This window comes from Ochrobactrum teleogrylli, from assembly GCF_037482325.1.
Taxonomy (GTDB): domain Bacteria; phylum Pseudomonadota; class Alphaproteobacteria; order Rhizobiales; family Rhizobiaceae; genus Brucella; species Brucella teleogrylli.
The window spans coordinates 2,305,979-2,326,814 of record NZ_JBBHKQ010000001.1 but is presented as its reverse complement, the minus strand read 5'-3'; the positions used below and the strand labels follow the sequence as shown (position 1 = coordinate 2,326,814).

Sequence of the window (20,836 nt, the reverse complement as noted above, 5' to 3'; positions counted from 1 at the left end):
ATAAGGGAGTAAGGGATAAGATTTTCAGGCGGCAAAAACATACTGCCCTATTCCCTTACTCCCCTACTCCCCTACTCCCCTACTCCCTTAACTCACATCACCAGGATCTGAGACTTCGGCGGCACACGATCATAAAGATCGATGATATCCTGGTTGAGGAAGCGCACGCAGCCCGACGAAACCGCCTTGCCGATGGACCACCATTCCGGATTGCCGTGCAGGCGATAGAGCGTGTCCTTGCCATCCTGGAAGATGTAGAGCGCACGCGCACCAAGCGGGTTCTTGAGGCCCGGAGCCATGCCGCCATTGGCAGCGCTGTACTGGACCAGTTCCGGCTGACGGGCGACCATTTCATCCGGTGGCGTCCAGCGCGGCCACTGGCGCTTGTACTGGATCACAGCGCGACCGGACCAGGCAAAGCCTTCTCGACCGATGCCGACGCCATAGCGCAGCGCCTGACCATTATCGAGCACGAGATAGCAGAAGCGGTTGGAGGTATCGATGACCAGAGTGCCCGGCATTTCACCGGTAGGGTCTTGTACGACCTGACGCAGATAGCGCTTGTCCATCTTCTGGATCGGGATCGCCGGAAGCTGGAAGCCGCCATCGTTGACGGAAGCATACATCTGCTCCCAGCCGCCAAAGGACGAATCCACATTGGCCTGCGGCGTTCTGTTGATCGGGTTGCCGGACGCATCGACATCGATGATAGGAACATTCTGTCCCAACTGGGCGCAACCGGCGAGACCGGCAGCCGCAGTGGCAGTCATTGCCGTTAGGAAAGAGCGGCGGGTGAGGGTCGTTTGCATAAGAAAACCAGACTAGTGACGGGAGGGTTATGAATACAACAATCAGGGTTAACGAAGTGCGACCAAACCAGATATGGTAGAGGCGCCGTGGGTGGAAGGCACGGACTCGGGTAAGTGTTTCCCGAAGCCTGAAGATTTGACTGACCGGAAAACGCCCTAGAATTGTGGCGCCGAGCCGGTGTGAATAGGGCCTAAAAGTGGCGAAAAGCCCCCCGTTGCACGCGTGTTGCGCTCACGACACAATTTTGCGGGCAATCAGCCTATTTGGAAGAAGCCCAGTAATTCAAATTTTAGTGAAATATTCATTTCGCCGCCTCGGTGTGTCAGCCAAGAAGCTGGAGACTCGGCAAAATCAGGGCAGGCGCGAACGCCTTATACTCGTCCGGTTGGCCCGAGCGATTGATCCACACGCCGCGCATGCCGAACTTGACCGCGCCCGCCACATCCCAGCGATTGGACGACTGGAAGGAGATCGCGGACGGATAAAGCCGCCATTGCATGGTGATCAGCTCATAGGCCGAAGGCGAGGTCTTGTATTTGCGCACCGCATCGACCGAAATGACATCGTCGAGCAGAACGTCGAGCGCGGCTGATTTCACGGCAGCTTCCAGCATGGCAGGCGAGCCGTTCGACAGGATGGCCAGTCGTGCGCCGCGATCCTTGAGATTTTTCAGCGCCGCAGGCACTTCCGGATAGCAGTCGAGTTTCCAATAGGCGTCGAGCAGGTCGTTGCGCAGCGATGGATCGACGGAAGGATAGCGCGCAAAAGCGAAATCCAGCGACTCTTCCGTCAGCTTCCAGAAGTCGCTGTAAGCGCCCATCAGGCTCAGCACCCATGAATATTCAAGCTGCTTGGCGCGCCACAGTTCCGAAAAGGCGCGCCCGTCGGGCCCGGCCTTGTCCGCATGCCGCCGCACCGCCGAATGGACATCGAACAATGTGCCATAGGCGTCGAAGACATAGGAACTAATTGTACCGGACACGGTTACCCCTTTATCGATGCGGCGATGCGGAAATCCTGAATGGGGTTCATCCTACTGTGATTTCAATAATATTTCATTGCCGCTCACGCGGTTGGGGCCTATGTAGAGTCCGCACGCAATTTTTCGGGTAGGCAACCGCATTGCCCGCCGCGCGTTGAGAGATAAAGAGGAGAGTTTCCAATGGCTTTCGAACTGCCCGCCCTTCCATATGACTATGAAGCACTTGCGCCTTTCATGTCGCGCGAGACGCTTGAACTCCACCACGACAAGCACCATCAGGCTTATGTCACCAACGGCAACAAGCTGCTTGAAGGTTCCGGCCTCGAAGGCAAGAGCCTGGAAGACATCGTCAAGGAAAGCTACGGCAAGAATCAGGGCCTCTTCAACAATGCCGGCCAGCATTACAACCACATCCATTTCTGGAAGTGGATGAAGAAGGGCGGCGGCGGCAACAAGCTGCCAGGCAAGCTTGAAAAGGCAATCGAATCCGATCTCGGCGGCTTCGCCAAGTTCCGCGAAGATTTCATCGCTGCTGGCGTCGGCCAATTCGGTTCGGGCTGGGCATGGCTCTCGGTCAAGGACGGCAAGCTGGAAATCTCCAAGACGCCGAATGGCGAAAACCCGCTGGTTCATGGCGCAAAGCCAATCCTCGGCGTCGACGTGTGGGAACACTCCTACTATGTCGATTATCGCAACCTGCGTCCGAAATATCTCGAAGCTTTCGTCGACAGCCTGATCAACTGGGATTACGTGCTGGAAATGTACGAACAGGCATAATGCCAAGGCATTGATGTTATGAGAAAAGCCCCGCTTCTGCGGGGCTTTTTTTGTATGCATTCGGAATGGCGAGGCTTTTTTCTTCTTATTGAGCTGTCAGTAAAATGCTCAAATTAAACAGTACTAATTCGATCATGTTTTTCACGTTATCGTGATTAATTTGTATAAACCTCTGTAATGTGCGCGTTTTACTTTTCTTGATGGTGATATGTTGGGAACGATCGTTGCAATGGCAGGGATTGTATCGGATATTTCGCCAATAGATCGGTTTTGTTCAATGAAATGCGGAGGACTACATGCGCTTGTTTTTTCCTGCACTTGGTTCTGCGGCAGTGCTCGTCGCCAGTATCGGGTTGGCACAGGCCGATGCGATTGCTGATCGTCAGGCGATCATGAAGGATCTGGGCCGTTCGGTTGGCCAGATCGCGCCGGTGGTCAAAGGCGAAAAGCCGTTCGATGCAGCGGCGGTTCTGGCGGCGCTTGAGAAAATCGACGCCGACGCCAAAAAGCTCGATGTCGATACGCTGTTCCCGGCGGGGTCAGATCAGGGCGACACCGAAGCTTCGCCGAAAATCTGGGAAAACAAGGACGATTTCGTCAAGCATGTCGAAAAATTCCGCACCGATGCAGCCGCTGCTCTGGCTGCCAAACCGCAGGATGTCGATGCGCTGAAAACGGCATTTCAGCAGGTCGCTGCCAATTGCGGTTCCTGCCATCAGGCCTATCGCGTCAAGAAAAACTGATCAGCTTTGCAAGACCGGCAGTTTCGTTTGATAGCGAAACTGCCGCAATGGAATGGGTAGGATGGTCCGCAAACTGGCATATGCCGCGGGCGCTGTGCTTGTCATTGGCGCTGCCGCCTTCTGGATTCTGACCACGCCGCAAAAAGTGGATAGCACCGTTCTGGCTTCCATGAAGCCCGGCGATACGGTGCGGGGTGAACAGGTTTTCTGGGCGGGCGGTTGCGCGTCTTGCCATGCGGCGCCGGGCGCTGCAGGCGATGCGCGCAAGGTGCTTGCTGGCGGGTATGAGCTGGTCTCGGATTTCGGCACCTTCGTCGTGCCGAATATTTCGCCGTCCGAACAGGGCATCGGCACCTGGACCATTCAGGATTTCGCCAATGCCATGCTCAAAGGCGTCGGAAAGCAGGGCGAGCATCTCTACCCGTCCTTTCCCTACACATCCTACACCCGAATGGAGCCGCAGGATGTGGCCGACCTCTACGCGTTTATGAAGACATTGCCGCCATCGGATAATGTCGCAGCACCCCACAAGCTTGGATTTCCCTTCAATATTCGCCGCAGCCTCGGCATCTGGAAGCATCTTTACCTGTCGGATGCGCCCGCTGTGGATATTGCCGATGCATCCGACCTCGTGACGCGCGGACAATATCTGACCGAAGCGCTCGGTCATTGCGGCGAGTGCCACACCCCGCGCAATCTGATTGGCGGGCTGCAAACCAGCCAATGGCTGGCGGGCGCGCTATCGGCGGAAACCGGCAGCGACGGTAAGAAGAGCGTGGTTCCGAATATCACCACCGGCGAGGGCGGCATTGGCGACTGGAGCGAAAACGATATCGCCTATGCGCTGCAAAGCGGCTTCACGCCCGACTTCGATTCGCTTGGGGGATCGATGACGGACGTGGTGTCCAATATGGCGCATCTGACCGAGGCCGACCGCGCTGCAATCGCGGCCTATCTGAAAGCCATTCCCCCACACGCGAATGGCTATAAGACGCAATAACAGGTTCAGGCGGTTTTGATTTCTTCCAATTCGAGTTCTTCGATCATGGTTTGACGCATGACGAATTTCTGGATTTTCCCGGTAACGGTCATGGGGAATTGATCGACAAAGCGGATATGCGCCGGGATTTTATAATGGGCGATCCGCTGCTGGCAGAAGCTGACCAGTTCCGCTTCGTTCAGGCGTCCGTCCTGACTGAGCTTGACCCAGGCGCAGATAACCTCGCCAAACCGGCGGTCGGGAATACCGAAAATCTGCACATCGCTGATCGCCGGATGGGTGAACAGGAATTCTTCGATCTCGCGGGGATAGATGTTCTCGCCGCCGCGAATGATCAGGTCCTTGATGCGCCCGACAATGTTGCAATAGCCCTCCGCATCAATGGTGGCGAGGTCGCCGGTATGCATCCAGCCCGCATCATCGACAGCGCCCGCCGAGCTTTGCGGATCGTTCCAGTAACCGCGCATGACGCTATAGCCTCGCGTCAGCAACTCGCCCTTTTCGCCGCGTGGAACAATCCGGCCATCCGCATCGACAATCTTGACTTCCAGATGCGGATGGATGCGGCCAACGGTTGAAACGCGCCTTTCCAGCGGGTCGTTGGTCGAGCTTTGAAAACTGACGGGGCTCGTTTCGGTCATGCCGTAAGCGATGGTGATTTCGCTCTGGTGCATTTCGCTGATCACCCGGCGCATGATTTCGACCGGGCACGGCGATCCGGCCATGATGCCGGTGCGCAAGCTCTGAAGATCAAAGGTTGCGAACTCGGGATGATCCAGCATGGCGATGAACATGGTCGGCACACCATGCAGGCCGGTGCATTGTTCATCCTGCACCGTCAGCAATGTCAGAAGCGGATCGAAACTGTCATTCGGGATCACCATGCAGGCGGCATGGGTCATGCAGGCCAGATTGCCGAGCACCATGCCGAAGCAGTGGTAGAATGGTACGGGAATGCACAGCCGGTCCTGTTCGGTGAGGCGCATGGCTTCGCCGACGAAAAAGCCGTTATTGAGAATATTGTGGTGGGAGAGGGTTGCACCCTTGGGACTGCCCGTGGTGCCGCTGGTAAACTGGATATTGATCGGATCGTCGAATTGCAGCTCCTCCGACAGCCGGCGCAGTTCGTCGCGCGCGGCCTCATCGCCTGCGACGGCAACCGCATCGAAATTCATCATGCCAGCGGTCTGTTCTTCGCCAAGCCGGATCACACAGCGCAGGGCAGGCAGCCGTTCCGCCACGAGATGGCCAGGCCGCGCGCTATCGATTTCCGGCACGATAGAGCGCAATATATCCAGATAATTGCTGGTCTTGAGCGATGGCGCGAGGATCAGCGCCGAACATTCGACCTTGGCAAGCACATATTCCAATTCATGCGCCCGATAGGCCGGATTGATATTGACGAGGATCAGGCCCGCTTTCGCCGTGGCAAACTGGGTCAATATCCATTCCAGATTGTTCGGCGACCAGATGCCGACCCGTTCGCCGGGTCGAAGGCCGATGGCGAGGAGCCCTTCTGCAAGGGCGTCAACGCGGGTGTTCAATTCTGCATATGTCAGGCGGATATTCTGATGACGGACGACCACTGCTGGCCGGTCGGGATATTGCCGGGCGATGCGGTCGAGATGATTGCCAATCGTATCGCCGATCAGAAGCCGGTCACTCGCGCCATGAACATAGCTCGCCTGCTGCATAGTCGATCCTCCCAAATCGATTTCAGCCCCCCGATAGTGTTCTTCTCGTTCCCCTTATGCGGCCCCGCGCTTGTCGTCCGACAATGATATTGCCATTTTATGGTGCTGCCAAAAATTGCAGTTTTTTGGGCGGGATTTAGCGCCTGATGCAGCGCGCAACCGTTGCGGGACCGGCATTGGTATATTTGCTCTGCATGGTATAGAGCCAGCCTTTGCACTCGGACAGGTTGGTGAAGCAGCGCATGCGATCAACTGGAACGATGCCGTCCATGCTGACCATGGGCGAATCGTCCACACCGCTGAACTGACCGAGAATAATGCCGCTGCCCTTTGGCGGCGCGCTGCAACGCCGTCCCGCATATTCGCTCACATCTTTCCGCACTTGCGCATTCGCGCCCGTGGTGGCGGGCACAAGGGCTGGAAGCGCCAATGCCAAGCTCGCCAGAAAAGTCACGCATCCGGGTTTCATGATGCAATCTCCATGACGATATTCAATCTGCGATAGTATAGGGCGTTGATTGTCGAACGTGTAGCTGCTTTTCATTTGCTCCAGCGAGATTAACCCGCTGGAGCGTGATCGTGTATCAACCTTCGAAGCCTGTAACCTTGCCCACGACTTTCAGCGCGAAAGCCTGCGTATAGGCGACTTCTTCCAGCCGCGAAAAACGGCCCGAAGCGCCCGCATGGCCGGCATCCATATTGATGCGGAACAGCACCGGATGGTCATCGGTTTTCAACTCGCGCAGCCTGGCAACCCATTTCGCCGGTTCCCAATAGGTGACGCGCGGGTCGGTCAGGCCTGCAACAGCCAGAATGGCCGGATAGGCTTGCGCCGTCACATTGTCATAAGGCGAATAGGCGGCGATGGTGCGATAATCCGCTTCCGAGGCAATCGGGTTACCCCATTCCGGCCATTCCGGCGGGGTGAGCGGCAGCGTATCGTCGAGCATGGTGTTCAGCACGTCGACAAACGGCACTTCCGCGATAATCCCGCCAAAGGCTTCCGGCGCGAGATTGGCGACCGCGCCCATCAACATGCCGCCAGCGGAGCCGCCATGGGCGACGATGCGGTCATGACTGGTGAAACCTTCGCTGACCAAATGCTTGGCGGCGGCGATGAAGTCGGTAAAAGTGTTCGTCTTCTTGTCGCGCTTGCCGTTTTCATACCAGGCAAAGCCCTTGTCCTTGCCGCCGCGAATATGCGCAATGGCGTAGACGAAGCCGCGATCGACCAGCGACAGGCGCGATGTGCTGAAGCTTGCCGGAATGGTGATGCCATAGGAGCCATAGCCGTAGAGCAGGCACGGAGCCGAACCGTCCAGCCTGGTATCCTTGTGATAAAGGATCGAGACCGGCACGAGTTCGCCATCGGCTGCGGGCGCCAGAATGCGGCGCGTCACATAATCGTCGATATCATGGCCGGACGGCACTTCCTGCGTCTTCAGAAGCATCCGCTCGCGGGTGTGCATATTGTAGTCGAACAACTGTTCCGGCGTGGTCATCGACGAATAGGAGAAGCGGATGACCTCGGTGTCGTATTCGGCGCTGCCATGCAGGCCGAGCGAATAGGCTTCCTCGTCAAAGGCAATGGCGTGTTCTTCGCCGCTCTTGCGATCCCGGATGACGATGCGCGGCAGGCCGTTGTCGCGTTCGATCCAGACGAGGTGATGCTTGTAGGCAGAGTGGGACAGGATCAGGCGGCCCGGCTTTTCCGCCACCACATCCACCCAGTTTTCCGGCTGCGGCGCGCTGGCTGGCGCTTTGCAGATCTTGAAATCCTTCGCGCCATCGGCATTGGTCAGAATGAAGAATTCATCGCCGCCCGGCGCAATGTCGTATTCCGTGCCGGTTTTGCGCGCCATGATCAGTTGCGGCTTGGCCGCCGGATCATTGGCGGGCAGCAGCCAGCATTCCGATGTTTCGTGGTCGTGAATATCGATGAAGATATAGTCGTCCAGCGCGGAGCCGCCGACGCCGAGGAAGAAGCCAGCGTCCTGTTCTTCAAAGATCAGCCGGTCTTCAGACTGGTCGGTGCCGATGCGGTGATAGAATACTTTCGATGGGCGATGGTTTTCATCAAGCCGTGTATAGAAAAAGCCTTTGCTTTCCGCATCCCACGTGCCGCCACCATTGGTATCGGTGACGATGTCCGAAAGTTCCGCCATGGTCGTGAGATCGCGAACCTTCAGCTTATAGAATTCCGATCCCTTGTCGTCATAGCCCCAGATCAACAGATTGTGATTGGGGGCATGGTCTGCCGAAGCAAGACGGAAATAGGCCTTGCCTTCGCCTTCCTTGTCGCCATCGAGCAGGATGGTTTCCGCGCCGCCATCACGCGGCGTGCGGATGAAATAGGGCTGCTCGCCGCCAGTGCGGTATGAAACGCCGTAAGCATAGGGGCCATCCTTCGACGGAACCGACGAATCATCTTCCTTGATGCGGCCGCGCATCTCCGCGAAAAGCTCTTTCTGCAGGGCTTCCGTGTTCTGCATCAGGCTTGCCTGATAGGCGTTCTCGGCATCGAGATGTGTGCGTATTTCCGGGGAAAGAACCGACGGGTCCTTGAAGACGTCCTGCCAGTTTTCCGCACGAAGCCAGGCGTAATCGTCGGTGCGGGTGATGCCGTGGCGGGTATCGCTATGCGGATGTTTCGGGGCGTGCGGAGGCTGTGGCGGGCGAGCGTTATGAGGCATTCTGAAATCCGATGAACATTGTTTCAAATTGTTGCGGATCGCTTTAACGACCCTTTGGAAAGACGGATATTGAGGCATATATAGTTTCAGGCACGGTCGAAAGCGAGTTGATTTCAATGAAATATATTTAAGCTATGCCTTTTTCGCGCCCGATTTTAGAGGCAGTGCTGCAATCAGCAAAATGTGTTTGTTTCGCGAGGCCAGATCATAGCTTAAAGCAAAAACGGTTGCTAAACTTGGTCATGCAAATTATGCGAGCCGTGCTGAAAAACTATATGCGGTTGCTTTATCGTCAATAAACGATGCGCGCCATGATTGTGCCAGTGAGATTGCCGGGGTGCTATTTCCATGAAAAGGCTTTGTTTTCGTTCTTTTTATTTGTGGCTTAAAGAATAATAGGCTATTATTAATGTAGTTTCGCACAACAATTCTGTTGCAAAAGATCATGGTAGTTGTTAAGTGCGGTCATAAAAGAGCTAGGTAGAGTTCTGAGATACGCAATCCCGACTTCAGATGTGTCATCGATGCCGAAAGTTGCGGAAAAACAAAAACATAAGAAGTAAAAAAAGGAAAACCGATGGAAAATCTGGATACGCACGACGAAAGCGCAGAACTGCTTCTGAGCCTGACCGCGGATGTTGTCGCTGCTTATGTTGGCAATAATTCGATTCGTGCGGGCGAGCTGCCGCTGTTGATTGCCGATGTTCATGCCGCTTTCAAGCGTCACGTGGAACGTGAAGAAGCGCCGGTTGTTGTTGAAAAGCCGAAGCCAGCCGTCAATCCGAAGAAGTCGGTTCATGACGACTACATCATCTGCCTCGAAGACGGCAAGAAGTTCAAGTCGCTCAAGCGTCACCTGATGACCCATTACAACATGACCCCGGAACAGTACCGCGAAAAGTGGGATCTCGATCCTAACTACCCGATGGTTGCTCCGAACTATGCTGCCGCTCGTTCGCGTCTGGCAAAGAAGATGGGCCTCGGTCGCAAGCCGAAGGGCGCTTAATCAGCGATCCTGACGGCGCATCGCGAAGACCGTGAAGCGGTTGTCGGATATTGATGTGCCTGAAGCAAAAATATGGAGCGTGCCCTGACCTGCCATGAGCAGGCCCGGGCGCGCTCTTTGTGTTTTAGCACTGTGCTTCTCGTATTTGAGCTTTCGGTTTGGACGCGACAAAGATTGTTTTATATCGAGATGGGCTTTTGCTTGTGATTGCTAACAGGCGCGGTCGTTCGAATGCGTCGGCGTTGACTGTAAATCTTTAGCGGGCCGCGTATATGTGCAGCATCATCACGACCGGCTTTGCCTTCCAACCTGTCGAGCGCCTGTTTTAAGGCGATGTGGCGGTTGAGATCATAACTCCAGTGACCACTGGTGCCCTTGAGGCGTTCGCGTTCGATCAGTCGCGTGAGGCGGCGCGCTGCTTGCTGCTTTTCCACTTCCGATGCCTGCACCGGCCGGTCGATATCGATTCCCGCCACGATTTGCAGGGCCACGCGCTGCATGGCGCTCATCCGGTCTTGCTCTCGTTCGGCGAGAAAGATTCTGCGGGCCTGTTCCAGCGCTGTTTTCATAAGCCTTGTCCTCGTTTGTCGATACAAACAGGATCGTCGATTTCTGCATGGTGTGGATAATATTCCTAAAATCTGTGAAATCTGTTTGACGGGCGGAGGGACGGTCGGTTTACTCCCGGTGGTGCCCACCTAGCGGATGGCTGTGGAAAAAAACACTCTATATAGCAGTTAGTTAGGAGAATTCGGCAGCGCGGGCGGAAAGGCGGCTCAAACCGGAGCGCCAAAAGCGTCATCCTTCAACGCCATGCCACTCGCCCCAAACTTTGTCCCGCAAACTTATCCTCCCTTGCAATTTCCTCATTATAAGAAGATATTCCTATTCAGATGAGGGAAGATGAATGTCTTTGGAACTAACGGATGTCATTCATACGCGGGCAGATGCTTTTGATGCTTTGCGGTTAATCGCGGCACGACATGGGAGGCCCCTTCTTCTCGACCCCATTGAGGGAGTAACGGATCGAAAGCGGCAGGAATACAGCGTGCAATTGTGCGAAACGCTGATCGATCTCCTCGTGGCGTCGTTCGGTGTGGATGGCAAGGAACTGCGTGCGCCAACCCGGTGCAGGCGCAATGTGGCGCGGGTCAGGCAGATCGGCATGTATGTGGCGCATACGTCCTTCGGTCTGGCCATGCGGGAGGTGGCCACCGGCTTTGCGCGGGATCGCACAACGGTGATGCATGCCTGCCATCTCGTGGAAGATATGCGCGATGATGTCGATTTCGACGCCATCGTGACCGCCTTTGAGCGCATCGTGAATTCGGCTTTTTCAACCTGGAGGATGGCGGCATGACCACACAGTTTTCGACGTCCGAAATGCGCGTGATGCGGTTCCTCAAAACAGGTGCTTGCGAAATGCAGGATTCGGTTCGCGATTCGCATATGCTGCTGGTTGGCGAGCAGGGGACGATTGCGGTTGCCCGCGATGAAGTCGCCGCCATGTGCGGCAAAGGTTTGCTGCGGATGGACGGTCAGAAGCTGGCGCTCTCCGGTAATGGGCGTAGGCGCACGCAATCGACCAAAATTGCGCCGCCTGAGCCAGATTATGGCGGCGGGCGGGTGACGGCGCTGATTGAACTGGCATCGGGGGAGAAGGTCGAGGTCAATCTGGCGGAATCGCCGCTGGCCATGCTCTATCGCCGTAAAGGTCCTGACGGCAATGCCTTCATTTCGGAGGATGAGTTCCATGCGGGAGAACGCTTGCGGGCTGATTTCACGCGGGGTTCGCTGATGCCGTCGATCACGTCGCGCTGGGATATCAGCGTTGGCGGCGGCGGGCGCGGTGGGGCAGGCGGCATGGCGGAACTGACCGACATCGCACTTGCGAGCCGAATGCGGGTGGAGCGGGCGCTGGAGGCGGTCGGGCCGGAATTAAGCCGCGTGCTGGTCGATGTTTGCTGTTTCCTGAAAGGGCTGGAGCGGGTTGAACGCGAGCGTCAATGGCCGGTGCGTTCCGCCAAGGTCATGCTGAAAGCGGGCCTCGCCATGCTGCACCGGCACTATAATCCGCCACGTGACAGTGATCGTCGCCGGGGCGTGGTGCTGCATTGGGGGGCGGATGACTACCGCCCCGCAGCGCGGCCTCATACGAGGTGAGGCCGCTCTCGGCAGTCAAACGGCCTTGCCTTTCTTTGCGAGGGACCCAGCGATAATCAGCTTTTGAATATCGCTGGTTCCCTCGTAGATGCGGCAGATCCGGGCATCGCGATAAATGCGTTCGACGGCGAAATCCTTGAGATAACCATAGCCGCCGTGCACCTGGATCGCTTCCGAGGCGACTTTTTCAGCAATCTCGGAGGCAAACAGTTTCGCCATGGCGGCTTCCGTCTTGCAGGGCTGACCTGCATCACGCAGCCTTGCGACATAATGCAGATAGCTGCGCGCCACTTCGATTTGCGTGTGCATTTCTGCCAGCCGGAAACCGACTGCCTGATGTTCGATGATGGCTTTGCCGAATGTCTGCCGTTCCAGCGCATAGGCATGGGCATGGTCGAAGGCCGCCTGCGCCAGCCCAAGCGACTGCGCCGCGATGCCAAGGCGTCCGAGTTCCAGCGTGCTCATCGCCAGAGCATAGCCGCCGCCGACTTCACCCAGCACATGGTCGTCGGCAACGAAGAAATCGTCAAGCTGCACCTGACAGGTTTCCGAGGCCGCAAGGCCGAGCTTGTCTTCGATGCGAACGCAGACATAACCGGGCGCGGTCGGGGAGACCAGAAACGCGGTGATGCGGCGGCGCGGGTCATCGCTCTCGGTTGCCGCAAATATGATGGCGATATCGGCGGATTTGCCATTCGACATGAACTGTTTTGCGCCGGTGAGGCGAAAGCCGCCATCGACCCGGACCGCCTTGGTACGGATCGCAAAGGCATTGGACCCTGCTTCCGGTTCGGTCAGGCCAAAAGCACCGTTGAAGCGACCTTCCGCCAGCGGACGCAGATAAAGTTCCTTCTGCCGATCGCTCCCATGTACGCGCAAGGGAGTCGAAATGAGACCATTGTGCAGCGCCATCATCGCGCCGATGCTGCCATCGGCGGCGGCGATTTCTTCCAGCGCCAGAACATAGCTCAGATGGTCGGTTGCAACGCCGCCCCATTCCTCGGAAACCAGCATGCCGAGAAAACCCAGCTCTCCCAGTTCCTGCATTTCGGTGCGCGGAAAATAATGGTGCTCACGGTCGCGCATGGCAGCGGTCGGGGCTAGTTTTTCACGGGCGAAGCTGCGTGCACTGTCACGGATCATCCGTTGTTCGTCGGTCAGCAGGCAATCATGCGTCATGGTTGGTTTCCTTCAGAAGCTGCTGCGGTTGCAATGTCAGGCCGTGCAACACGCCGTCGCGCACAAGGCTTTCGATATCGTCGGCAGTAAGTTCCAGTTTTTCCTGCAATATGTCGGTGGCATGCGCGCCCAGTGCGGGTGGCGGTGCCGGGGCGGGGCAATCCATGCCGGAAAACTTGGCCGGCTGGCGCAGAACGCGCACCGGGCCGCTGGCGGACGTGACTTCCGGCAGGAGACCACGCGCGCGCACCTGTTCGCTGGCGGTTGCATCGGAGACAGAAAGCACCGGCGAGCAGGGCACGTCATGGGCCTGCAAGGCGTCGATCACCTGTTCGACACCCATTGCCGTGCTCCATGCTTCGATGATGGCCTTCAGCTCGGCATGGTTTTCGTTGCGGGCGGTTGCCGTGGCAAAGCGTTCGTCGGTCGCAAGCTGCGGTTCGCCCAAAGCTTCGGCCAGACCGGCAAATTGCTTCGAACTCAAAACGGCAATCGTCAGATAGCCGTCCGCTGCCGCAAAGACACCGAATGGCGCGCTCAAAGGATGGCGATTCCCGACCCGCTTCGGCAATTTGCTGCCATAAAGCTGCTGGGTCAGCGCCGCAGGCAGAAGATTGAACAGGCAATCATACATGGCGACATCGACAAACTGGCCCTTGCCGGTTCGTTCGCGGGCAAGAAGTGCGGCCAGCGCCGACCAGGACGCAAAAAGCCCGGCGGTCAGATCGGCAACGGATTCGCCGGTCATCATCGGCGGGCCATCCGGTTCGCCGGAAATATCCATGAAGCCGGTTACCGCCTGCACGACGAGATCATATGCAGGCAGATTGCCCATCGGGCTTTGCTGGCCGAAGCCGGAAATCGCCACATGGATGAGGCGCGGATTGTTTTTGGCAAGCTCGGCAAACCCGAGCCCCAGCCGGTCCATCACGCCAGGACGAAAATTCTCTACGATGATATCGGCATTCTTCGCCAGTTGGCGGACAATATCCCGCCCGCGTTCCTTGCGCAGATCAATGGAGATGCTCTTCTTGTTGCGGTTCATCAGCAGGAACAGCCCACCGCCGTCGGGTGTGCCCGGCGTGATGTGGCGGTAATCGTCGCCTTCCGGACTTTCGATCTTGATGACTTCCGCGCCCAGATCGCCAAGCAAGGCCGTACAAAACGGCCCAGCCAGAACGCGCGTGAAATCCAGAACGCGAATCCCGTCGAGGCACGGCGCCCTTTCGTTGAACATGTTCGTATCCCCTTATTGTTTAATTTAACGGGAGGCTAAACGCAGTTCAGTATCGGAAAAAGAATTGAAATCGAGCAGTCATTATAGGAAAATCCTCTAATGATATCGCTTCGCCAACTGCATTATTTCGTCACTTCCGCCGAGGCTGGCAGCGCAACGGGCGCTGCCGAAAAGCTCAATGTTTCGCAGCCCTCCATATCGGCGGCAATCCGCGATCTGGAGCGTGATCTGGGGCAACCGCTTTTCGAGCGGCGGCAGGCCAAGGGGCTGGAGCTGACGCCTTTCGGCAGCCGCAAGCTGCAAGAGGCGCGGTTGCTTCTGGCTGGCGCTGAAGACTTCGCTGTATCGGGTAAGGGCGAGGGCGCGGCACGGTTGACGCTCGGTTATTTCAGCACGCTGGGGCCGGTCTGTGTTCCGGGCATATTAGGCCATTTGAAACAGGTGTTTCCGGATATGCGCGTGAAGCTGCGGGAGTTCGATCTGGAAGGTATGGCGCGGGCGCTGGAAAAAGGCATTGTCGATCTCGGCATTACCTATGATGTGGGCCTGCCGGAAACGGTCACATGGGAAACCATGCTGTCTTACGCACCGCATGCGGTCGTTCCGCCGGACAGTCCATTGGCCGCGAAGAAGAGCGTGACCCTGGCGGAACTGGCGCGCTATCCGTTCATTCTTGTTGATCTGCCGCTCAGCCGCGAATTTCTGCTGGTGCCGTTCTGGCAGCAGGGTCTGTCGCCGAATATCGTGCTGCGGACCACCTCGGTGGAGATGGTGCGCGGCATGGTGGCGAATGGTCTCGGCGTGTCGCTGCTTTTCACGCGGCCCGGTCATGATTTCAGCCATGATGGACGAAAAGTCGCGTGCCTGCCGATCGAAGACGAAACGCTGCGCCAGCGTCTCGTGCTGGCCTATCCGGCCAGTGGGCCAACCACGCAAACGGGGAGGGAAGCGCTGCCCGCAATCCGCGACTGTTTTGCCGCACGGTCATTTCAGGCGGGGCCAGATACCTCCGATTGACAGTGACCGAACACCATCTTATCGCAAGGGAAAAGCCGGTGCGACCGGGCGGGGAAATTGGGGAGAATTTGCATGTCGTCGAAAGTCCGGGATCGGCTGGAAACTATTCTGACGCGGCTTGAGACGCGCCGCGAGCAAGAGCGTGTTTTCAGCAAGGTTTATGTGGAGCGGGCAAGGGCGGAAGCAGATGCCGCTGATGCACGGCTTGGGGCTGGGCAGGCCCTTGGTCCGCTGGATGGCCGCATTGTCTCGATCAAGGATCTCTTCGATGTCGCGGGCGAACCGACGCTGGCCGGGTCTGTGGTTCGGCGCACAGCCGCACCTGCGGTCCAGGATGCGACCATCGTGCAGCGGCTGCGCGAGGCGGGAGCGGTGATCGTCGGCAAGACGCATATGACTGAATTTGCTTTCACGCCAGTCGGTCTCAACCCGCATTATGGGGAGCCGGGCAATGCCGTCGATCCGACGCGCATTCCGGGTGGGTCGTCGTCGGGCGCAGCGGTCTCGGCAGCGGAAGGCACCAGCGAAATCGCCATCGGGTCGGATACGGGCGGTTCGGTGCGCATTCCCGCGGCGCTGAACGGCATTGTCGGTTTCAAGCCGACGGCGCGGCGCATTCCGTTGGATGGCGCTTTTCCGCTGGCGCCTTCGCTTGATTCCATTGGGCCGCTCACCAGGACGGTGGCGGATGCCATTTTGACCGATGCCGTGATGGCGGGCGAAACACCGATTCTGCCGGATGCGGTGCCGCTTTCCAGTCTGCGGATCGCCGTGCCGAGGGGCTATTTGCTGGACGCCATGGAGCCGGATGTGGCTGCGCATTTCGGGGCGTCGCTGGCGGTGCTTGAAAAGGCAGGCGTGACGCTTGTCGATATCATGCTGGATGATCTGATCCAGCGCTGGCGTGAGGCAAGCACGTCCGGATCGATCGTCGGCATTGAGGCAAGCCGCGTCCATGCCGACACATGGCTGCGCGACCCCGACGCCAATGTCGATCTGCGCGTGAAGCGTCCGCTATCGGTGCGTCTGCACGTGCCGGACGAGACTTATCAAGCCATGGTGGCAACCCGAAATCAGCTGATCCGCGAGATGGATGAGCGGTTGAATGGCTTCGATGCATTCGCCACGCCCGCCACACCGATTGTCGCGCCGACGATTGCTTCGGTCAGTCACGACGAGGACGAATATGATCGCGTGGAAGGGCTGACGCTACGTGATACGCAGGTCGGCAATCAGTTCGATCTGTGCAGCATCACGCTGCCTATGCCGGGCATGAAGCTGCCGACAGGCCTGATGCTGACCGCACGCGGCGGTACCGATAAAAACCTGCTTGCAGCCGCTCTGTCGGTGGAAAAGGTACTAGGCTGAAAGCTTTGCCGCTTCCGCTTCACGACGGATGCGGGCGACCATGGCGCGCAGACCGTTTGAGCGCTGCGGGGTGAGATGCTCATCAAGGCCGAGCGTTTTCAGCACACTTTCCGGTTCGATGGCGAGAATTTCCGAGGCGCGTTTGCCGGAATAGAGCGCCAGAACGATGGCGATCAGACCGCGCACGATATGCGCATCGGAATCGCCCAGAAATTCGATCACCGGATCTGCGCCGCTATGCGGCATGGTCTTGAGCCAGACCTGACTGACGCAGCCCTGAACCTTATGTTCCGCATCGCGTGCGTCGTCGGGATAAGGCGACAATTCCTTGCCAAGATCGATGACATAGCGATAGCGATCTTCCCAGTCGTCGAGAAATTCGAAGTCGGACATGATGCTATCGATTGTGGTCGTCATGATACTCGCCTGAATTGCCGTCTTTGCGGTGTTGTGCCGCTTATATAGTCATGAATGGCGGCAAGGTCACGGGAAAGATCAGTGTTTTGCCGGGATCGCGCCCGTGGTCCGGCGATCCAGTGCCCGCAAGGCTGCCGCACGCGAGGTCGGGATCGGGATATTGATCAAACCGCTTGTTTGAGGAGCGGCTTGCTCGGACAGGATTTCGGAGACTGTCATTTCTGGCTTTTCGGCTACGGGTTGCGGTTCAGCAGGCGCTTCACTTTTGTTGCCGAAACGCTGGCTCAGATAATCGAGCATCTGGCCGCTGCCCTTGAGCAAACCGCTGCCAGCACTTGAAATCATCGACGTGCCGTTTTCGCAGAAAGTCGGATTGTTCATGCAGAGTTTGCCGATCTCAATCGCCGTTTTGCCATTGGCTAAAAGCTGATCCACGGTACTCGGCTCGCCACGCGTCTCAGCGATGGCAGCGGGCTTTTCGGCACTTTTGTTTTCCTGTTCCGCTGGGAAAAAGCGCGGCATTACAATGAATGCCAGCGACAGCCAGATAGCGGATTTGATGAGGAAACGGATCATGGCCTTGTTGCTGTTGCTCGCCTTCAGCTAATCGAACGATGTCGCCAATGTCCGATGAAATCGAAAAGATTCCGTAACCGCGCGATTCGCAATTCTGTGATGTGCGCGGTGGTAGGCGGAAGATTGTGCAATCTTCGCGCTTTCGTACAAGCAATCGCTACCCTCTGTTTACCATAGGTCGAAAAGCACGGCTCCCGCGATGCTTATCTGCATTCATGGGCCTCGTTTTATCGTTTCCTTAAAGCCTCACCTGCAATCTGAAGATCGCCGGGAATGTTCTTTTCCGAATGTTTCGGGCGGATGAGTATGTGTATGAGTTTGAGTGAGTAGCGCACGTTGAACGCCATTCTTTTGAAAGCAGCTAAGACCGTTCGCACTGGTGTGCAGACGCTCGGCCGTTTTTACGAACGTTTTTGCCGCCGCTGGGTGAACACGCCCGACGCGACGGCTATGCGTGTTGTCGGTTCGGTCGTTGTTGTGCCGCTGCTGCTTGTTGCTGCCGTTCTGGCTTCCGGTCTCGCATCCGGGCCGACTGAATTTGCCATTCTCGCCGCCAGCTTCGCCGGTATGGCGATGATTTTCTGCGCTCTCTCACTGATGGGATTGAGCGCCGCTCTCCTCGGAACATTGAATTTTGTCGCCTATGGCGCGGGACTTGCCGCCATTGGCATGGTCTCCAGTAGCGATGCCGCTCTGTGGCTGATGGCGGCTGCCTTGCCGCTGGAAATCTGGCTTGTCAGCCGCAAGCCTGCTGCCGCAATTGCTGGCGCTGTTGCAGCACTTGCCATTGTCGGCGCTTTTGCGATGACAAACGGCGGCGTGATTGCCGGTGGTTCGCTGGCCTCCGTCACAGTGCTGGTTCTTTATGCGGCAAGCCTTGTCGCGCGCAGCGTGGGTCTGGCCGTCAAGCCACAGAACAATGAAACCGCCATGCCGCAGGTTGCTATTGCCGAGGGCGACGTGCAGTTCGTACTGGATGCAGAAGGCGTCATCGCATCGGTCGGCGACAAGACCGCAAAGCTTCTCGGCATGCAGCCAAAAATGCTGGAAACGACCGCTCTGGTCGACCGCGTCCATGTTGCCGACCGCGTGCAATATCTCTCGCTTCTGGCCGATCTGCGTTCGGGGATTGCATCGAAACGTGTCGATATCCGTCTGCGCTCCATCGAAGCTGGAAGCCCGGTTTTCCGTGCCTATCGTCTGGAAGGGCTGACTGCCGCTGGCGTAATCACGCTGGTCGGTCGGTCGCTGGAAGGCGAACAAAAGCTTCTGGATGAAATCGCAACCTTGAAGGCGGAGCTGGAATCGGAGCGCGTCGGCAAGGGCCGTCTGCTCGCCTCGGTCAGCCACGAACTGCGCACGCCGCTCAATTCCATCATCGGTTTCTCCGACATGCTGTCGCATGGGGTGGGTGGTCAGCTGGCCAATGAAAAGCAGCGCGAATATGCCGGTCTGATACACCAGTCGGGGCATTATCTGCTGGAACTGGTGAATGCGGTTCTCGACAATTCGCGGCTGGAAACCGGCACTTACGGGATTGCGCCGCAGAACTTTGCCTTCCGCGACGTGGCCGAAATGTGCACCTCGGTCATGCTGCCGCAGGCGGAAAAGAAGGGCGTTGCCTTCTGCCATCGCGTCGGCAACGGCGTTGGCGAACTGATGGCCGACCGTCGCGCGGTGCAGCAGATCCTGCTCAATCTGGCGGCCAATGCCGTGAAGTTCACCGAGACCGGCGGTTGCGTCACCATTGACGCCGCCCGTGTGGTGGCTGACGGTCGCGCTATGCTGGAAATCAGCGTTTCGGACACCGGCATCGGTATCGAGCCGGAAGATTTGCAGCGCATCGGCATGCCTTTTGTGCGCGCCGACAACAGCTATACGCGCGCTCAGGAAGGAAGTGGCCTTGGACTATCCGTGGTCAAGGGCCTCGTGGAATTGCATCAGGGATCGATGAACCTCAAGAGCTGTCCCGGCGAAGGCACGGTTGTGACCGTCCGTCTTCCGGTGACAGGTCCGCAATATCTCGCGGGAGATGACGAACAACAGGAACTTGGCACGGTGATCGATATGCACCGTCACCAGGGAGAAAGGCGCAATGACTGGCAGAACGACGAAGACCGGGAGCAGAACCCAGAGCGGATCGCAGAACCGCTCCACACGCAGACCCGCAAAACAGCGTAGTCTGGGGACACGGCTCCTCCAATTCTTCTTCAACTCGGCCTCGGCACTGGCGATCGTTGCCGGTGACTTTGTCGTGCGCAATCCGGTTCTGACCGGCGGGGCGACGGCCTTTCTCGTGGTAATGAGTTTCGTGTCGGCCAATGCGCTCTGGTATCAGCCGGAGGCGCATAATGCCGTGTTCTTCCGCACGAGACCTGATTTCGTTTTCAAGCCGACGCCACGCGCCGTTCTGCCCGGCACCGCCGCCGCCAGTCAGCAGGAAACAAAGCCAGTAGAAACGGCAACGGCTGACCCGCAGGCAACGGGCAAGACGACCACGCAGGGCGTGAGCGATGCCGACCTTTCGGCAGATCGCATGCCGGTCACGGCCACCGACGATATGCTGCCTGCGCTCGCGCCGAATGCCGATCTGGAGATTGCCCGTCTGCAACAGCGTCTTTCCATGCTTGGCGTCTATAAAGGCCCGGTGGATGGCTTTACCGGCCCGCAGACCCGCGAGGCTGTGGATCGCTGGCGCGCCTTGCAGCAGAAGCTGGGCGTGCAGCAGGCCAGCGTTCCGGCGCAGGTCGAAAGCCCGGCGCCTGCGCAGCAGGATGAGGTAGCCAAGACCATCGAAGTGGTGGCTGTTCCGACACCGCGTCCGCAATTAACCGCACAACCGGCTGTGTTGAAAGGCGAGACGCCGGCCAAGCCGAAGCCTGATCTTGCCGCCTATCAAAAGCCAGTTCAGAAGAGCGCACCGGCTGGCGCACCGGCAGGTCCGTCGGAGAAAATCTCTTCGCAGGATATCATCCGCGTGCAGGCCGGGCTGAAGGCTTTCGGCAATGATATGGTGCCGGTCAATGGCCAGCCGGGCAAAGCGACGGAATCAGCCATTCGCGAGTTCCAGAAGCTGTTCGGCATGCGCCAGACAGGCGAAATCGATTCCACGCTCATCGCCAAGATGCGTGAAATCGGGCTCATCAGCTAGAAGCATTTCCAGCAAAAGTGCGA

The 20,836-nt window shown here is 57.7% G+C and carries 19 protein-coding genes and 1 pseudogene; 10 read left to right on the top strand and 10 right to left on the bottom strand.

Translation table 11 applies throughout. The features are described from left to right. Window positions 1-92: 92 nt before the first annotated feature. Window positions 93-809, bottom strand: a complete 717-nt coding sequence (locus WIX40_RS10930; protein WP_109368578.1) for a L,D-transpeptidase — start codon at window positions 807-809, stop codon at window positions 93-95. Between the two features lie 323 nt (window positions 810-1,132). Then, a complete protein-coding gene (locus WIX40_RS10925) occupies window positions 1,133-1,792 on the bottom strand; it encodes a haloacid dehalogenase type II (RefSeq protein ID WP_235858862.1) in 660 nt (219 codons plus the stop codon). 180 nt (window positions 1,793-1,972) lie between these two features. Between WIX40_RS10925 and WIX40_RS10920 the strand changes: the two genes are divergently transcribed. From WIX40_RS10920 to WIX40_RS10910, 3 genes are all read left to right on the top strand, one after another. Next, a complete protein-coding gene (locus WIX40_RS10920; protein WP_121535459.1) occupies window positions 1,973-2,569 on the top strand; it encodes a superoxide dismutase in 597 nt (198 codons plus the stop codon). Between the two features lie 296 nt (window positions 2,570-2,865). After that, window positions 2,866-3,312: a c-type cytochrome gene (locus WIX40_RS10915; protein ID WP_109368580.1), complete on the top strand. Its 447-nt coding sequence runs from the start codon at window positions 2,866-2,868 to the stop codon at window positions 3,310-3,312. Between the two features lie 61 nt (window positions 3,313-3,373). Further along, the gene (locus WIX40_RS10910) at window positions 3,374-4,312 is read left to right on the top strand and encodes a c-type cytochrome (protein ID WP_339439881.1); all 939 of its coding nucleotides are present in this window, start codon (window positions 3,374-3,376) and stop codon (window positions 4,310-4,312) included. Window positions 4,313-4,317: 5 nt separating this feature from the next. On the opposite strand, the gene WIX40_RS10905 is transcribed toward WIX40_RS10910, so the two are convergent. The 3 genes from WIX40_RS10905 to WIX40_RS10895 form a co-directional block, all read right to left on the bottom strand. After that, a complete protein-coding gene (locus WIX40_RS10905) occupies window positions 4,318-6,006 on the bottom strand; it encodes an AMP-binding protein (protein WP_339439880.1) in 1,689 nt (562 codons plus the stop codon). A gap of 136 nt (window positions 6,007-6,142) precedes the next feature. Further along, complete coding sequence (locus WIX40_RS10900) at window positions 6,143-6,475, bottom strand: metallophosphoesterase (RefSeq protein WP_339439879.1); 333 nt, start codon at window positions 6,473-6,475, stop codon at window positions 6,143-6,145. Window positions 6,476-6,590: 115 nt separating this feature from the next. Then, window positions 6,591-8,699, bottom strand: a complete 2,109-nt coding sequence (locus tag WIX40_RS10895; RefSeq protein WP_339439878.1) for a S9 family peptidase — start codon at window positions 8,697-8,699, stop codon at window positions 6,591-6,593. Between the two features lie 577 nt (window positions 8,700-9,276). Between WIX40_RS10895 and WIX40_RS10890 the strand changes: the two genes are divergently transcribed. Next, a complete protein-coding gene (locus tag WIX40_RS10890; protein WP_109368585.1) occupies window positions 9,277-9,705 on the top strand; it encodes a Ros/MucR family transcriptional regulator in 429 nt (142 codons plus the stop codon). Window positions 9,706-9,992: 287 nt separating this feature from the next. On the opposite strand, the pseudogene WIX40_RS10885 reads toward WIX40_RS10890, so the two are convergent. Next, window positions 9,993-10,274, bottom strand: a pseudogene (locus tag WIX40_RS10885) (cytoplasmic protein); the annotation flags it as partial. Between the two features lie 344 nt (window positions 10,275-10,618). Here WIX40_RS10885 and WIX40_RS10880 point away from each other — a divergent pair. Continuing rightward, window positions 10,619-11,065 (top strand): helix-turn-helix domain-containing protein, encoded by a 447-nt coding sequence (locus WIX40_RS10880; protein ID WP_339440992.1) that lies wholly within the window; start codon window positions 10,619-10,621, stop codon window positions 11,063-11,065. Next, window positions 11,062-11,868: a DUF6456 domain-containing protein gene (locus tag WIX40_RS10875; RefSeq protein ID WP_339439877.1), complete on the top strand. Its 807-nt coding sequence runs from the start codon at window positions 11,062-11,064 to the stop codon at window positions 11,866-11,868. The genes WIX40_RS10880 and WIX40_RS10875 overlap by 4 nt, the downstream gene beginning before the upstream one ends. Window positions 11,869-11,883: 15 nt before the next feature. Here the strand turns inward: WIX40_RS10875 and WIX40_RS10870 are convergent, their stop codons facing one another. Both WIX40_RS10870 and WIX40_RS10865 read right to left on the bottom strand, forming a co-directional pair. Then, window positions 11,884-13,047, bottom strand: coding sequence for an acyl-CoA dehydrogenase family protein (locus WIX40_RS10870; protein WP_339439876.1), 1,164 nt, complete (start codon window positions 13,045-13,047; stop codon window positions 11,884-11,886). Beyond that, window positions 13,037-14,284, bottom strand: a complete 1,248-nt coding sequence (locus WIX40_RS10865; RefSeq protein ID WP_339439875.1) for a CaiB/BaiF CoA transferase family protein — start codon at window positions 14,282-14,284, stop codon at window positions 13,037-13,039. The genes WIX40_RS10870 and WIX40_RS10865 overlap by 11 nt, the downstream gene beginning before the upstream one ends. A gap of 99 nt (window positions 14,285-14,383) precedes the next feature. On the opposite strand from WIX40_RS10865, the gene WIX40_RS10860 reads away from it, so the two are divergent. Both WIX40_RS10860 and WIX40_RS10855 read left to right on the top strand, forming a co-directional pair. Continuing rightward, window positions 14,384-15,301 (top strand): LysR family transcriptional regulator, encoded by a 918-nt coding sequence (locus tag WIX40_RS10860; RefSeq protein WP_339439874.1) that lies wholly within the window; start codon window positions 14,384-14,386, stop codon window positions 15,299-15,301. A gap of 72 nt (window positions 15,302-15,373) precedes the next feature. After that, a complete protein-coding gene (locus WIX40_RS10855; protein WP_339439873.1) occupies window positions 15,374-16,669 on the top strand; it encodes an amidase in 1,296 nt (431 codons plus the stop codon). Here WIX40_RS10855 and WIX40_RS10850 read toward each other — a convergent pair. Together WIX40_RS10850 and WIX40_RS10845 are read right to left on the bottom strand one after the other, a co-directional pair. Further along, window positions 16,661-17,086, bottom strand: a complete 426-nt coding sequence (locus WIX40_RS10850; protein ID WP_339439872.1) for a SufE family protein — start codon at window positions 17,084-17,086, stop codon at window positions 16,661-16,663. The genes WIX40_RS10855 and WIX40_RS10850 overlap by 9 nt on opposite strands. A 78-nt stretch (window positions 17,087-17,164) precedes the next feature. Then, window positions 17,165-17,662 (bottom strand): hypothetical protein, encoded by a 498-nt coding sequence (locus WIX40_RS10845; protein ID WP_339439871.1) that lies wholly within the window; start codon window positions 17,660-17,662, stop codon window positions 17,165-17,167. Between the two features lie 336 nt (window positions 17,663-17,998). On the opposite strand from WIX40_RS10845, the gene WIX40_RS10840 reads away from it, so the two are divergent. Continuing rightward, window positions 17,999-19,843 carry a sensor histidine kinase gene (locus WIX40_RS10840; protein WP_121535492.1) on the top strand — a complete coding sequence of 615 codons (1,845 nt, stop codon included), beginning with the start codon at window positions 17,999-18,001 and terminating at the stop codon, window positions 19,841-19,843. Further along, window positions 19,758-20,813: a peptidoglycan-binding domain-containing protein gene (locus WIX40_RS10835; protein WP_339439870.1), complete on the top strand. Its 1,056-nt coding sequence runs from the start codon at window positions 19,758-19,760 to the stop codon at window positions 20,811-20,813. Before WIX40_RS10840 ends, WIX40_RS10835 begins: the two co-directional genes overlap by 86 nt. Window positions 20,814-20,836: the final 23 nt, after the last annotated feature.